Below are 15567 nucleotides of genomic sequence, written 5' to 3'. Positions count from 1 at the left end.
AACAATTATTGCTTTCGGGTTTATACACTAAATTATATAGTTTAAAAACTACATTAATCTACATTATCATGTAAAAAAGAATTATTAGAACGTAATTGAATATCGTCTCCGTCTTCACTTAACGTTGTTCTAGAAATTCTGTTTTCAGGGTTGTTCTGATTTAAATCTACACCCTGACGTAAATAAGCTGGTTTTTTCTCCATATCATTTACGGTATTAATATTGTTTTTAAACTTATGGTTAAAGTCTTTTAATTTCCTTCTACGCTCATCTGCTCTGTTTCTTAACAAATCTTCAATAGGGGTATTCATTGGATCTACCTCTATTTCTTTTTCTTCTGGAGCAGGTGCTGGAGCCGGTGTTGGTGCCTGAGTTGCTTTTGGCGCAACTGTTTTTTTCTCAAAAGCTAACTCTTCATCAATAATTTTAGGCTCTGCCTTTTCTGCTTTAGATTTAGCTCCTGTAAGCTCTTTTTCTAACTCCATATAGTCATCTAAACTATATCTTTTTTCTCCTTCTTTATTATACTCTAAAACAGGAACAACCTCTACATGATCTTTTACATCCATATTATTTACATCTTCATCATCTAAACTAAATGTAATAGTATGTTCTTGCTCTTCCTCTTCTACTTTCTGTTCTTTACGAGGAATATCAAAACTAAATGCAAACTGATCTTCTTCTTGAACAACTTTAACTTCCTCTGCATCTACAACGTCAAAATTTCTAACGTCTACAATAACAAAATCATCTTCTTTAGGAGTTTCTGCAACTACTTCATCATAAAAAACATTAAAATTCTTTATAAAATTTGTTGTAGGTATTAAATCCATTTCTGGTTTTTCATCCTCAAAAAGCGTGTGTTTAATTACTTCTGGTTCTTCTGGAGCAACCTCTTTTTTAACAGGAGTAGTTTCTGGCTCTACAACTTCATAAACAACATTTGCATTATTTGGTGTTAAGTTATGAGTAGCCTTCTGCTCGTCTTCTAGAGTATGAATTATTTTTTTAGATTCTGTATTTACAATATCATCTTGCTGATCTACATTAAAACCCGTAGCTATAACAGTAACTGCTATTGCATCACCTAAATTTTCATCTTCACCAACACCCATAATAATGTTAGCTCCGTGTCCTGCCTCAGTTTGTATATGATCGTTAATTTCACCTATTTCATCAATAGTAATTTCCTGAGCACCAGAAACTATCAATAACAATACGTTTTTAGCACCAGCTATTTTATTATCATTTAATAATGGCGAGTCTAAAGCTTTCATAATAGCCTCTTGCGCTCTAGAAGAGCCAGATGCATTTGCTGAACCCATTATTGCAGTACCACTGTTTGATAATACTGTTTTAGCGTCACGTAAATCTATGTTTTGTGTATAGTGATGAGTTATAACCTCTGCTATACCACGAGCAGCAGTTGCTAATACTTCATCTGCTTTAGAGAAACCGGCTTTAAAGCCTAAATTACCGTATACTTCTCTAAGTTTATTATTATTAATAACAATTAATGAGTCTACATTAGCACGAAGTTTTTCTATACCAGTCTGAGCTTGCTGGCATCTCATTTTTCCTTCGAACTGAAAAGGCATTGTAACAATACCCACTGTAAGGATATCCATACCTTTTGCTTGCTTAGCTATTATTGGGGCAGCACCTGTACCTGTACCACCACCCATACCAGCAGTAATAAATACCATTTTAGTATTAGAATCTAACATACTTTTTATGTCTTCCATACTTTCAATGGCAGCTTGCTCACCAACTTCTGGGTTGGCACCCGCACCTAAACCTTCTGTTAAGGTAACACCTAATCTTATTTTATTAGGCACTGTACTGTTTTCTAATGCTTGTGAGTCTGTATTACAAACAATAAAATCTACACCATTTATTCCGGCTTGGAACATGTGATTTATTGCGTTACTACCACCGCCACCAACACCAATGACTTTTATTACGTTACTTTGATTTTTAGGCAAATCAAAAGAGATATTACTTTCTAATTCAGTGTTCTTGCTCATACTGTTATTTTACTGAGTTATTTTTTTCAATTTTTCTATTTATGCGTTACTCTGCATTATCTAAAAAGTCTTTCAACTTATCAGACCATTTTTCAAAAATGGATTTACGTTCTGGTTTCACTTCTTTTTTGGTTGATGTGGTATTTGGTTCTTCTGTTTGGAAACCTTCTTCTGTTTGATTATTTTCTACTATTGCTTCTTTTTCTGCTTGGGCTTCCTCTAATGCTATTTCTTTATTTTTAGCATTTGTCTCTATTGCATTCATTAACAAACCTACGCCTGTTGCATAAAGCGGACTTGCTATATCTTGAGTAGAATCTCCTGCCAAATGTTCATTAGGATACCCTATTCTGGTATCCATACCGGTGATATACTCTACTAATTGCTTTAAATGTTTTAACTGGCTACCACCACCTGTTAATACAATTCCTCCAATTAGCTTCTTTTTTTGATCTTCGTGTCCGTAATTTTTAATCTCCATATATACCTGCTCAATTATTTCTACAACACGAGCATGTATAATTTTAGAAAGATTTTTAAGTGTAATTTCTTTAGGCTCTCTACCTCGTAATCCTGGTATAGAAACTATTTCATTATCCTTATTTTCTCCTGGCCAAGCAGAACCAAATTTAATTTTTAATAGTTCGGCTTGTTTTTCAATAATAGAACAGCCTTCTTTTATATCTTCTGTAATTACATTACCTCCAAAAGGAATTACTGCAGTGTGCCTAATGATACCATCTTTAAAAATAGCAACATCTGTTGTACCACCTCCTATATCTATTAATGCAATACCTGCTTCTTTTTCTTCTTGGCTTAGTACAGCATTTGCAGATGCCAAAGGCTCTAACGTTATGCTACCTAAATCTAAACCTGCACTTTTAATACATCTACCAACATTTTTAATAGATGATACTTGCCCAACTACTACATGGAAATTAGCTTCTAACCTACCACCATACATACCAATTGGCTCTTTAATTTCTGCCTGCCCATCTACCTTATATTCTTGTGGTAACACATGAATAATTTCTTCTCCAGGAAGCATAATTAGCTTATAAACCTGATTTACAAGTATATCTACATCATCTTCATTAATAACCTGCTCAGAGTCTGGTCTTGTAATATAGTCACTATGCTGTAAGCTACGTATGTGCTGCCCAGCAATACCAACTACAACAGAACTAATTTTTAAGCCAGAGGTAGCCTCTGCTTCTTCTACAGCCTGTTGTATAGATTTTATAGTTTGCGTAATATTATTTACCACACCTCTATGTACACCAAGGCTTTTAGATTTACCAATACCTAAAACTTCAATTTTACCGTACTCGTTTTCCTTACCAATTATGGCAACAATTTTTGTTGTTCCTATGTCTAATCCTACTGAATATTTACCTGGCTCCATAACTTAAATTTTGGTACACACTACTTGATTATTGTACTCTAAACTAACAGCTTTATAACTACCTAAAGCTTTATCTTTTATTGCTTTACTATAAAAAGCCTTGTAATTATTAAACTTAGCTTTTAAATTTTCTACGCCACCTATATTTACCACATAATCCTCTAACCTAAGCTTAAGCTGAAAATCGTTTTCATCTGCAATGTGAATACCAATAATATTTTTCTTTAAAAAATCATCAGAATTGATAAAATTCAAAAAAGCAAAGCAATTTTGAAGGCTACTATCTGTAATTTTTCCAGTAATAATTGGCACTCTTGCAGAGTGGTTACTAGATAAAGGCATACGCTTACCCTCGTCATCCAAATAAAAATTTGAATTTCCTTGAATACGCCCTAAAGGTTTACGTTGTACAATTTTAGATATAAGTTCCCCATTTACAGTAAGATAAACCTGAGCACTTTTAACCATTTTATTGGCTTCTAAAACCTTTTCTACTTTATTCAAAACTAGCGCATCTTTTGGCACGTTTGTAAGACTTCCTAAATTTTGTATTAACAATTTATTAACCATCTGCTGAGTTATAAACAAATTGTCTTCGCCTAGAAACTCAACTTTAGTTTTTACTATTTTTTTAGATTGATGCCTAACACCCGAAAAAGCGTACACTCCTAATAATAAGAGCAATAGAAACATCAATTTTATGTAGTTCCAATTTACTTTCATTTTGTAAAAGCGTTTTTTATTTTATCAATCTCCTGCCCTATATCTCCTGCTCCCATAGCTACTAACACTTCTGGGTTTTGTTTTTTTAATTCACTAATTAATTCTTTTTTAGAACATATTTTTTTATTCGGATTTTTTATTTTTCCCAACAGCCATTCCGACGTAACACCTTCTACTGGCTCTTCTCTGGCTGGGTAAATATCTAGCAATATAACGCTTTGAAATTGCGATAAACTAACTGCAAAATCGTCTATGAAATCTTTAGTTCTAGAGTATAAATGCGGCTGAAATACTGCTACAGTTTTTTTATTTGGATGCATTTCTGAAACTGCTTCATACACAGCATTTATCTCTGTAGGATGATGCGCATAATCATCAATAAAAACAAAATCTTCTTCTTTTATACGGTATGAAAATCTACGTTGCACTCCTTTAAAAGTACCTAGTGCAGCAGCAACTATTTCTGGAGATTTACCAGCTTCTAATGCCATTGCAAAAGCAACCAATCCGTTAAGTAAATTATGCCTACCAGGCTTATTAAACTTAACCCCATTTACAACTGCATTTGGTGTTTTTATACTAAAAATATAAGAACCATTTTTTATTTCTACATCTGTAATACAAAAATCAGAATCGTCTTCTATACCATAGGTAATACCACTTAATGGCAAACCGTTACGCACAAACAATTTACCATTTGGCTCTAATCTATTTACATAAGCAACAAAAGCATCTTTTAAATCGTCTCCTGTACCGTAAATATCTAGGTGATCTGCATCCATAGACGTAATACAAGCTACATTTGGAGATAGCTGTAAAAATGATCTATCAAACTCATCTGCTTCCACAACAGAATAGTCCGTTCCTTCTAATAAAAAATTACTATTAAAATCTTCAGATATACCACCTAAAAACGCTGTGATTGGAGTACCTGTTTCGTGCAGCAAATGTGCCAAAATACTAGACGTAGTAGTTTTACCGTGTGTACCGGCAACACCAAAACAGAATGTATTATTGGTTATAATTCCTAAAACTTCAGAGCGTTTTTTAACTCCAAAACCATTAGTCAAATAATAATTTAACTCTAGGTTATTTTTAGGCAATGCAGGCGTATACACAACCAGCGTATTATTTATATTTTTATAATATTCTGGTATAAGACTTACATTATCTTCATAATGAATTTCTATACCAGATGCAGCAAGCTCTTTAGTTAAAGTAGTTTCTGTTTTATCATAACCAGCAACTTCTTTACCAATAAATTTAAAATAGCGAGCCAAGGCAGACATTCCAATGCCACCTATACCCAAAAAGTAGACGCTATGTATATTTTTTAAATTCATTTATTTAATAACTTTTGCACTTCTAAAGCAATATTTTTTGTGGCATTAGGGAGTGCCTGCTTTTTTATATTTTCACCCAACTCTACTTGCCTTTCTTTATTCTGAAATAAATCTGTAAAAACAGTTTTAAATTTAACGTCTAGTTCTTTTTCTTTAATTAAAATAGCTGCATTTTTATCTGCATAAGCCAAAGCATTTTTTGTTTGATGGTCTTCTGCAACATTAGGAGACGGTATAAAAATAACCGGCTTACCCACAATACTTAATTCTGATACAGAACCAGCACCTGATCTAGAAATAATTAGATCTGCCGCTGCGTATGCAAAATCCATTTTATTTAAAAAATCGAACACCAAAACATTTTCATTTTGGCAGTTTTTATAGTCTTGATAATACAACTTACCACATTGCCAAATTACTTGTACACCTAAAGATGCAAACAATGGTAATTGCTCTTTTATAAGTGTATTTACTCTTTTAGCTCCTAAACTTCCACCTAAAACAAGCAATACTGATTTATTACTCTTTAACCCAAAAAACTCTAATGCCTGTTGCTTAGTAGCTTTCATCTCTACCAAATCTTTACGAACAGGATTACCTGTTTTTACAATTTTATTGGCCTCAAAAAAGCGATCCATACCATCATAAGCAACACAAATTTTTTGCACTTTACCGGCTAATAATTTATTGGTTATACCTGCATAGGAATTTTGCTCTTGTAACACACACGGAATATTTTTACCCGCTGCCATACGCAATAATGGCCCGCTTGCAAATCCTCCTGTGCCTATTACAGCATTAGGTTTAAATTTTTTTATAATTTGTTTAGATCTGTACAAACTGCTAATAACCTTTAACGGAAATAACATATTTTTAAACGTTAACTTGCGCTGTAAACCAGAAATCCAAAGCCCTTCTATTTTATAACCAGCCTGTGGCACTTTTTCCATCTCCATACGGTCTTTAGCACCCACAAACAAAAATTCTGCATCAGGATACATTTCCTTTAGCTCATTTGCTATTGCTATAGCCGGATATATATGTCCGCCAGTGCCTCCTCCAGATAATATAAATTTATAATTGTTCACTTAACACATCTAAAGGGTTAGACTCATCTACTACTTTTTTCTCTTTAACTGGATTTTTATTACTTGCACTAAGTACAATACCAATTGCCAAACACGTCATCCAGATAGACGTACCACCACTACTTATTAATGGTAATGTTTGTCCCGTAACAGGAAATAATTCTACCGCTACAGCCATATTTATAAACGCCTGAAAAACTATAGGTAAGCCTACGCCTACTACTAACAATTTACCAAACACACTAGGATTTGCATTTGCCACCACCACAATTCTAAACAGCAGTAATAAATAAAAAAACATTACTACCAAACCACCAACTAATCCGTATTCCTCTACAATAATTGCATAAATAAAATCTGAAGAACTCTGTGGTAAAAAGTTTTTTTGCACACTTTTACCAGAACCTTTACCTAAAACACCGCCAGATGCAATTGCAATTTTAGCACGTTCTATTTGGTAATCTTCACTAGTATCTTCACCATTAAAAAAGTTAGCTATTCTATTTTCCCAAGTATCAATTCTATTATCAAACAAATCTGGTACAGCTTTAGCTATAAGAATAAATAATGCCAAACAAGCAATACCTGTACCAACAATACCTAACAAATATTTAAAAGGGTAGCCACCTAAAAAAGTTAGCGTAAGTACCATAAAAAATATAATTGCAGCAGTTGAAAAATTGGCTGGTAAAATTAATACAACTACTAAAAAAACAGGCAGCCATAATGGAAGAATACTCTCTTTAAAAGTAACCACTTTATTTTTAATTTTTGCTAAATATCTAGCAACATAAATCATTAAAACAACAGCCGCTAAAGTTGATGTCTGGAAAGAAAAACCAACAAACGGAATGTTTATCCACCTACTTGCATTTGCGCCACCAATAGTTTTACCTTGTGCTAACGTATACCCCAAAAGCAACAGCACAATTGGCATAGCAATAATAGACAAACCTTTAAAAAAGTGCATTGGTATTTTATGTACACCGTAAATAATACCAAAACCAAGCAATAACAAAAAAGCGTGCTTTATTAGGTGACTTACAGCAGTACCATTACCAACCACATACACTAAATTACTACTAGCACTGTAGACTGGCAAAAACGAAAATAATGCCAATAGCGCAACTATGCCCCAAATAGCCTTATCTCCTTTTATATTTTTAAAATAACTTAACACTATACTTTATTATACTAATTATAAGCTTTTTACAGCTGCTTTAAATTGATTACCTCTATCTTCATAATTCTCAAACAAATCAAAACTAGCACAAGCAGGAGATAACAATACAGTATCACCACGTTGACCTATTTTATAAGCCATTTTTACAGCTTCATTCATACTTTTTGTTTCAACTAACAGATCTACAACATTACCAAACTCTTCAATAATTTTAGAGTTGTCTACTCCTAAACAAATAATAGCTTTTACTTTTTCTCTTACCAATGGCATTAACGACTTGTAATCGTTTCCTTTGTCTACTCCACCAACAATCCAAACCGTAGCAGATTTCATACTTTCTAATGCGTAATATGTAGCATTAACATTAGTAGCTTTAGAGTCATTTACATAATGTACGTGAGCAATTTTTAAAACACTCTCTAAACGATGCGCTGCACCCTGAAAATTTTCAATACTAGCCCTAATAGTAGCTTTTCTAATATTTACTAATTTAGAAGCTGCTGAAGCTGCCATTGTATTTTTTAAATTGTGTTTACCTTCTAAAGCTAAGTTATCTGTTGCCATCTCTATTGTATTATTTTGGGTCGTTATATGTATTTTATTATTCTTTAAACAAACACCTTCTTTAAACTGTTTTGTTAGTGAAAAGGGTATTAATTTTGATTTTACTGGGTGTTTCTCTAGCCAACTTACAAGCACTTCATCATCAGCATCATAAATTAAATAGTCATCTTCTGTTTGGTTTTCTGCTATTCTAAATTTTGATGTTATATAGTTATCAAACTCATAATTATACCTATCCAAATGATCTGGTGTAATGTTGGTTATAATTGCGATATGAGGCTTAAAATCTACAATACCATCTAATTGAAAACTACTAATCTCTAATACGTAATAATCAAAGTTATTTTCAGATACCATTTTAGCGTAACTATCACCAATATTACCAGCCATACCAACGTGTAAACCTTCTTCTTTTAAAATATGGTTTACCATCATTGTTGTGGTTGTTTTACCGTTACTGCCAGTAATACCAATTATTGTAGCGTCTGTATACTTACTTGCAAATTCTATTTCAGAAATTACAGGTATGTTTTTAGCTGCCAATTTTTGCACTAAGGCTACTTTGTCTGGTATACCAGGGCTTTTCATTACCAAATCTGCATTTAAAATTTTAGATTCTGTATGCTGTTCCTCCTCCCAGTCTATCTCAAAATGTTTAAGAACTTTTTTATATTCTTCTTTTATTTTTCCTTTATCAGACACAAACACATTGTATCCTTTTTTTATTCCTAAAAGTGCTGTACCAACACCACTTTCTCCACCACCAAGAATCACTAACCTCTTCACCTATCTTACTTTTAAGGTTACAAAAGTTACAATTGCTAAAATGATGCTTACCACCCAAAAACGGGTTACTATTTTACTCTCATGATATCCTTTTTTCTGGTAATGATGATGTAAAGGCGCCATTAAAAATATACGCTTACCCACACCAGATATTTTTTTAGTGTATTTAAAATAGCCCACTTGCAACATTACAGAAATAGACTCTGCAAAAAAGATTCCGCATAAAACAGGTATTATTAATTCTTTACGAACAATTATAGCAATTACAGCAATTACACCACCAATAGTTAAGCTACCTGTATCTCCCATAAAAACACTTGCTGGGTAAGCATTGTACCATAAAAAACCAATAAGCGCACCTACAAATGCTGCTATAAAAACTACCAATTCTCCTGATCTAGGAATAAACATAATGTCTAAATAATCTGAAAAAATAATATTACCAGATACCCAAGCAAAAATACCAAGCGTAAAAACTATAATTGCAGATGTACCAGCTGCCAAACCATCTATACCGTCTGTTAAATTAGCTCCGTTAGATACTGCTGTTACTATAAATATTACAATAGGAATAAATATTAACCAAGCGTAATCTTCTGCGCCATCACCCATCCAAGAAATAAGACTTGTATAGTCTAACTCATTGTTTTTTACCAATGGCACAGTAGTAGCCATAGATTTAATTTCTGGCACAGAAATAGGTGTAACAACAGAACCTTTTGTTGCTATACCGGCAATTGCATTTTCTTTAATTGTTACTCCTGGATGAAAATAAAGTGTACAACCCACAATTAAACCAAGTACAACTTGACCAAGAATTTTAAATTTTCCTTTTAATCCTTCTTTGTCCTTTTTAAATATTTTTATATAGTCATCAATAAAACCAATAACCCCCATCCAAAGCATTGTTACTATTAAAAGTAAAATGTACACATTGTCTAATTTTGCAAATAATAAAACAGGAATTAAAGTGGCCATAATAATAATTAAACCACCCATTGTAGGTGTACCAGCCTTTTGCGTTTGCCCATCTAATCCTAAATCTCTAACAGTTTCTCCTATCTGCTTTTTTTGAAGAAAAAGAATAATTTTTTTACCATAAACAGTAGCTATCAACAAAGACACAATTATTGCCATAGCAGCTCTAAACGTGATAAACTGAAACAGACTTGCTCCAGGCAATTGATACTCATTTTCTAAAAACTCAAATAAATAGTATAACATATATTGTGTGTTGTATAACTAGTGCTTACTTTTCTAAACTTGTTAGTAATTGTTTTACAATTTTATAATCGTCAAAATCTATGCGCACACCATTAGTTTCTTGGTATGTTTCATGACCTTTACCTGCTATTAAAATAATATCTTTAGGTTGTGCTAACTGACAAGCAGTTTTTATTGCTTGCTCTCTATTTTCTATTGTTAACACCTTGCGCGTATTTTGCGCTTCTACACCAGCCTCTACCTCTTTTAAAATTTCTGAAGGAGATTCTGTCCTTGGATTATCTGATGTAAAAACCACTTTTGTACTCATTTCTGAAGCAATATGACCCATAACCGGACGTTTTGACTTGTCTCTGTCGCCACCACACCCCACAACGGTGATGACGTCTTCATTTCCTGTCCTCAATGCATTGATAGTGTTCAGTACATTTTTTAAAGCATCCGGAGTATGAGCATAATCTACTATAGCTGTAATATTTTTACCAGATATGTAATATTGAAATCTTCCGTCTACGTTTTCTAATTCACTTAAAAGACGTAGAATTTCCATTTTTTCTAATCCTAACAATTGCGCAGTTGCATATATAGCAAGCATATTGTAAGCATTAAAATCTCCTATTAATTTAGACCAAAGCTCATTATCATCAATCTTTAGCAATTGTCCGCTAAACTGATTTTCTAATATTTGAGCTCTAAAGTCTGCGTATGTTTTTAATGCGTATGTCTGCTTTTTTGCCTTGGTATTTTGCAGCATAACAGCACCATTTTTATCATCTATATTGGTAAGTGCCCATGCTGTTTTTGGCAGACCATCAAACAACAACTTTTTAGTATCCCTATATTCTGCAAAAGTTTTATGATAGTCTAAATGATCATGAGATAAATTGGTAAAAATGGCGCCTTCAAAAACCAAACCTTCTATTCTTTTTTGATGAATACCGTGAGAGCTCACCTCCATAAAACAAAACTCTACTCCTGCATTATTCATCTCTGCCAAAGATTTGTTTATTGTAATAGCATCTGGTGTTGTATGTGTTGCCTTAATCTCTTTATCATCTATCATTATTTTAATAGTTGATAGTAAACCCACCTTATAACCTGCTTTTTTAAATAATTGATACAACAAGCTGCTAATAGTGGTTTTACCATTAGTACCTGTTACACCAACTAGTTTTAAATTTTTAGATGGCGTACCGTAAAAATTAGAAGCCATTATAGCCAAGGCAGCATTACCATTTTTTACTTGTACATATGTAATACCATTAACCAGGTTAACTGGCATAGTTTCACATATTATAGCATTTGCACCAGCATTTAAAGCGGTATCTATATAACTATGACCATCTACAAGTGTGCCTTTTACAGCTACAAATACATCATCTAACCCTACTTTTCTAGAGTCAAAACATATGGCATTAACCATAGTATCTGTAGTGCCATTTACAGCAACAATACCTACACCGTATAATATGTCTTTTAATAATTTCACGATAATTCTAACGTTATTTTAGACACTCCGTTTACAGCTGTTCCCTGAGCCACAGATTGTGCTTTTACTTTTCCGTTTCCTTTAACTACTACCTTTATCCCCATATTCTCTAAAAGAGATACAGCATCCATACCACTCATTCCTTTTACATTAGGAACGGTTCTGTATTTTTTTTGAACACTTTTATAGTAAGCTTCATAATCTCCATTTAACTTTTTACTACTAACAGCTAAACCTTTTACAATATCTGTTTTTGGTGATGTAGCATATATTTTATGCGCTACAGATTTAAACACAGGCCCAGCAACATCTGCTCCATAAAAACCTGCTTTTTTATCTGGGTCATGCACAACTACAATACAAGAGTACTTTGGTTCATCTGCCGGAAAATATCCTGCAAAAGATGATATGTATTGCAACTTATTTGGGTCTTTAGCCACATAGTTTTTTTGCGCAGTACCTGTTTTACCAGCCATTGAAAAATTTGGAGAATACAATTTATGTCCTGTACCCTTTTTACTTTCTACCACATTTTTTAATAAGGCTTGTACTTTTTTTACTGTTTCCTTAGAGCATATAGACGGATTTATAACCTCTTTATCAAACTTATAAATAGTTTTATTCCACTCTTTCACCTCTTTTATTAGCCTTGGTCTTACCATTTCCCCGCCGTTAGCAATAGCATTATAAAAAGTTAATGTTTGTAACGGCGTTAAAGACACCTCATACCCGTGAGACATCCAAGCTAATGAAATACCAGACCAACCTTTATCTCCAGGATACCTAATAACTGGTTTCCCTTCTCCCTTAATAGGCAAACCTAAATCTCGGTTTAAGTTCATTTCCATTAAACGGTCTACAAATTTTTCTGGATTATTTTTATAGCCATTATGTATTACTTTAGCAAAAGCTGTGTTAGAAGAATACTCAAACGCCTTACCAAAAGAAATTTTACCGTAACCTCCCCATTTAGAATCACGTACAGTTCTATCATAAATTTTCCAACGTCCGTTTTCTGTATCAACAACAGTACTTGTATCTATAATTTTATCTTCTAATGCCGCTACCATAGACACTAACTTAAACGTTGACCCAGGCTCAGAAGATTCTCCTACAGCATAGTTAAGACGCTCATAATACGTATTGTTTTTAGTACGCCCCAAGTTAGATATTGCCTTTACCTCACCTGTAGCCACCTCCATAACAATTACACAACCATGATCTGCATTATATTTTTCTAATTGACCCAACAAAGCGTGGTGTGCTATATCTTGTATATTAATATCTATTGTAGAAACAACATCATAACCATCTTTTGGCTCCACATCATTATCTGGACCAATTGGTTTCCACTGTCCTTTTGCTATTTTCTGCTTTAAACGCCTACCCTCTTCACCACGCAAATACTGTCCAAAAGCACCTTCTAGCCCAACTCTAGTGTAATGACCTTCTTCATCTACACGCTCATAACCAACACTACGTTCTGCTATTTTCCCTAAAGGATGCTCACGAACCGTTTTTTGCTCAACTATAAGTCCGCCTCTATTTGGCCCTTTTTCAAAAAGAGGAAATTTTTTAATTTTTATATAGTCCGAATAATCTAAATTACGAGCAATAAGCTTATACCTATTTTTATTAGACCTTGCTTTTCTTAATAGTTGTTGGTAATAAGATGATGGTTTCTGAAACATTTTACCCAATGCATCTGACAAAGGTTTTATATTTTCATTAAAATCTGAGTTACGAACCGTTACAGCATCAAACCTTATTGTATACTTATTTACAGATGTAGCCAACAAGCTACCATCATCAGAAATTAAGTTTCCTCTGTTAGGCTCTATAACAAAAACACGCTCTGTACGATCCATAGCCAGTTTGCGGTACTTATCACCATCTACTACCTGAATACTTATTAGCTTTACAGCCACAGCAATAGCAAACAGAAACAGAAAGCCTGCAACTATATACAAACGAGTTAATATGTTTTTTTCTGATGTAGCCACTACTTAACTGGTATTACTCTTATTTTTTTTGGTGGTGTCTCTGACGGATACAAATCCCTTTTTTTAACTTCTTCTACTATTGAAGACTCTAGCTTAAGCTCTTGTAAATTAGAGCGCCCGTCTAAAAACTGACTACGCAACTCTTTTACCTCTTCACTTAAGGCTGCAATTTTATGCACTTTAGCATCTGCACTATGCGCGCTAGCAATCATTAATGCAGCCAAAAAAGATGCAAAAAGGATAAACATCCAATTTTTAGGAGCATCACCACTCACCAAAAACTTACCTTTTAATATGTCTAACAATCCTTTTCTCATTATTTACGCTCTGCAATTCTTAATTTTGCACTTCTTGCTCTGTTATTTACAGCAATTTCTTCTTTAGATGGCACTATTAACCCACCTACTTTTTTAAACGGAACATCTATATTTCCGTAAAAATCTTTTTCTGGCTCGCCCTCAAACTTACCAGCTCTTATATACCTTTTTACCAATCTATCTTCTAATGAATGGTAACTTATTAAGCTTAATCTTCCGCCCTCAACCAACAAATCATTAGTTTGCTCTAAAAACTCTTTAATAACCTGTATTTCTTGATTTACCTCTATACGTATAGCCTGATAAATTTGAGCTAAAATTTTATGCTCTTTAAAAGCAGGCAAAAACTTTTTCAACACCTGTTTTAACTGATCTGTAGTTTTAATTTCACCCTCTTGCCTATAATCTATAATTGTATTTGCCATAGCATTAGCACTTCTTAAATCGCCATACTGAAACAATACCCTTCTTAAATCATTGTACTCATAATTATTAACCACATCAAAAGCAGAGACTGTATTTTTTTGACTCATCCTCATATCTAAGTCAGCATCAAAACGAGTAGAAAAACCTCTTTCTGCCTTATCAAACTGATGTGAAGAAACTCCAAAATCACCTAAAATTCCGTCTACCTTACGTATACCATGAAATTTTAAAAACTGCTTTATATACCTAAAATTTTCATTAATTAATAAAAACCTATCATCATCTAAAGCATTAGCAAGCGCATCTTCATCTTGATCAAAACCAATAAGCCTACCTTTTTCTCCAAGCCTACTCAAAATTTCTCTAGAGTGTCCTCCGCCACCAAAAGTAACATCAACATACACTCCATCTTCCTTAATACTTAGTCCATCTACAGACTCCTTTAACAAAACTGGATTATGATAACTCATCTTCTTCACCTCCCATTACTTCTTCTGCCAAATCCGCAAAATTCTCTGCGTCTTCCTCTATTACTTTTTCATAACTATCTTTATCCCAAATTTCAATAATATTTATAGCAGAACTTAAAACCACATCTTTGGTAATATTTGCTATTTCTACTAAATTTTTTGGAATTAACAGACGCCCTGTAGCATCTAACTCTACAATTTTAACCCCTGCAGAAAAACGTCTAATAAAGTCGTTGTTCTTCTTTTTAAAGCGGTTTTTCTTGTTCATCTTCTCCATTAGAAGATTCCATTCTTCCATAGGATACAACTCTAAACAAGGTTGAAAAACAGAACGTTTTATAACAAAACCTTTGTTTAGAACACTGGCCATCTGACTCTTAAGAGCTGAGGGTACCATTACCCTGCCCTTAACGTCTGCCTTGCACTCGTATGTTCCTATGAAGTTTACCATTTAAAATCAGCTGAATTTTAAAACTGATATCAAAGATAAAAAATAATACCACAATTTACCACTAAATA

13 protein-coding genes are annotated in these 15567 nt (G+C 33.4%); all 13 read right to left on the bottom strand.

The features are described 5' to 3' along the window. Positions 1–53: 53 nt before the first annotated feature. Genes ftsZ through mraZ form a run of 13 tightly spaced genes read right to left on the bottom strand, consistent with a single transcriptional unit; the run spans position 54 to position 15499 of the window. Positions 54–2027: a cell division protein FtsZ gene (gene ftsZ, locus CELLY_RS10180; RefSeq protein ID WP_013621593.1), complete on the bottom strand. Its 1974-nt coding sequence runs from the start codon at positions 2025–2027 to the stop codon at positions 54–56. Between the two features lie 46 nt (positions 2028–2073). Then, complete coding sequence (gene ftsA / locus CELLY_RS10175) at positions 2074–3432, bottom strand: cell division protein FtsA (RefSeq protein WP_013621592.1); 1359 nt, start codon at positions 3430–3432, stop codon at positions 2074–2076. A 3-nt stretch (positions 3433–3435) separates the two neighbouring features. Then, positions 3436–4155, bottom strand: coding sequence for a cell division protein FtsQ/DivIB (locus CELLY_RS10170; protein WP_013621591.1), 720 nt, complete (start codon positions 4153–4155; stop codon positions 3436–3438). Further along, entirely contained in the window at positions 4152–5498 is a 1347-nt protein-coding gene (gene murC, locus CELLY_RS10165; RefSeq protein ID WP_013621590.1) for a UDP-N-acetylmuramate--L-alanine ligase, read from the bottom strand. Before murC ends, CELLY_RS10170 begins: the two co-directional genes overlap by 4 nt. Further along, positions 5495–6586, bottom strand: a complete 1092-nt coding sequence (gene murG / locus CELLY_RS10160) for an undecaprenyldiphospho-muramoylpentapeptide beta-N-acetylglucosaminyltransferase (protein WP_013621589.1) — start codon at positions 6584–6586, stop codon at positions 5495–5497. Before murG ends, murC begins: the two co-directional genes overlap by 4 nt. Beyond that, on the bottom strand, positions 6573–7766 hold the full coding sequence (locus CELLY_RS10155; protein WP_013621588.1) for an FtsW/RodA/SpoVE family cell cycle protein: 1194 nt from the start codon (positions 7764–7766) through the stop codon (positions 6573–6575). The genes murG and CELLY_RS10155 overlap by 14 nt, the downstream gene beginning before the upstream one ends. Positions 7767–7784: 18 nt before the next feature. Beyond that, positions 7785–9119, bottom strand: a complete 1335-nt coding sequence (gene murD / locus CELLY_RS10150; RefSeq protein WP_013621587.1) for a UDP-N-acetylmuramoyl-L-alanine--D-glutamate ligase — start codon at positions 9117–9119, stop codon at positions 7785–7787. Then, a complete protein-coding gene (gene mraY, locus CELLY_RS10145) occupies positions 9120–10343 on the bottom strand; it encodes a phospho-N-acetylmuramoyl-pentapeptide-transferase (RefSeq protein ID WP_013621586.1) in 1224 nt (407 codons plus the stop codon). It lies immediately after the preceding gene. Positions 10344–10368: 25 nt separating this feature from the next. After that, on the bottom strand, positions 10369–11832 hold the full coding sequence (locus CELLY_RS10140) for a UDP-N-acetylmuramoyl-L-alanyl-D-glutamate--2,6-diaminopimelate ligase (protein ID WP_013621585.1): 1464 nt from the start codon (positions 11830–11832) through the stop codon (positions 10369–10371). Continuing rightward, on the bottom strand, positions 11829–13835 hold the full coding sequence (locus CELLY_RS10135; protein WP_013621584.1) for a penicillin-binding protein: 2007 nt from the start codon (positions 13833–13835) through the stop codon (positions 11829–11831). The genes CELLY_RS10140 and CELLY_RS10135 overlap by 4 nt, the downstream gene beginning before the upstream one ends. Next, a complete protein-coding gene (locus CELLY_RS10130) occupies positions 13835–14152 on the bottom strand; it encodes an FtsL-like putative cell division protein (protein WP_013621583.1) in 318 nt (105 codons plus the stop codon). The genes CELLY_RS10135 and CELLY_RS10130 overlap by 1 nt, the downstream gene beginning before the upstream one ends. After that, positions 14152–15048 (bottom strand): 16S rRNA (cytosine(1402)-N(4))-methyltransferase RsmH, encoded by an 897-nt coding sequence (rsmH, locus tag CELLY_RS10125; RefSeq protein WP_013621582.1) that lies wholly within the window; start codon positions 15046–15048, stop codon positions 14152–14154. Before rsmH ends, CELLY_RS10130 begins: the two co-directional genes overlap by 1 nt. Beyond that, on the bottom strand, positions 15035–15499 hold the full coding sequence (gene mraZ / locus CELLY_RS10120; protein ID WP_013621581.1) for a division/cell wall cluster transcriptional repressor MraZ: 465 nt from the start codon (positions 15497–15499) through the stop codon (positions 15035–15037). Before mraZ ends, rsmH begins: the two co-directional genes overlap by 14 nt. Between the last annotated feature and the right edge of the window lie 68 nt (positions 15500–15567).

Origin of the sequence: Cellulophaga lytica DSM 7489, assembly GCF_000190595.1 — a bacterium.
GTDB classification, from domain to species: Bacteria; Bacteroidota; Bacteroidia; order Flavobacteriales; family Flavobacteriaceae; genus Cellulophaga; species Cellulophaga lytica.
Note: the sequence above shows the minus strand (reverse complement) of the source record. Positions and strands in the feature narration are given on the sequence as shown.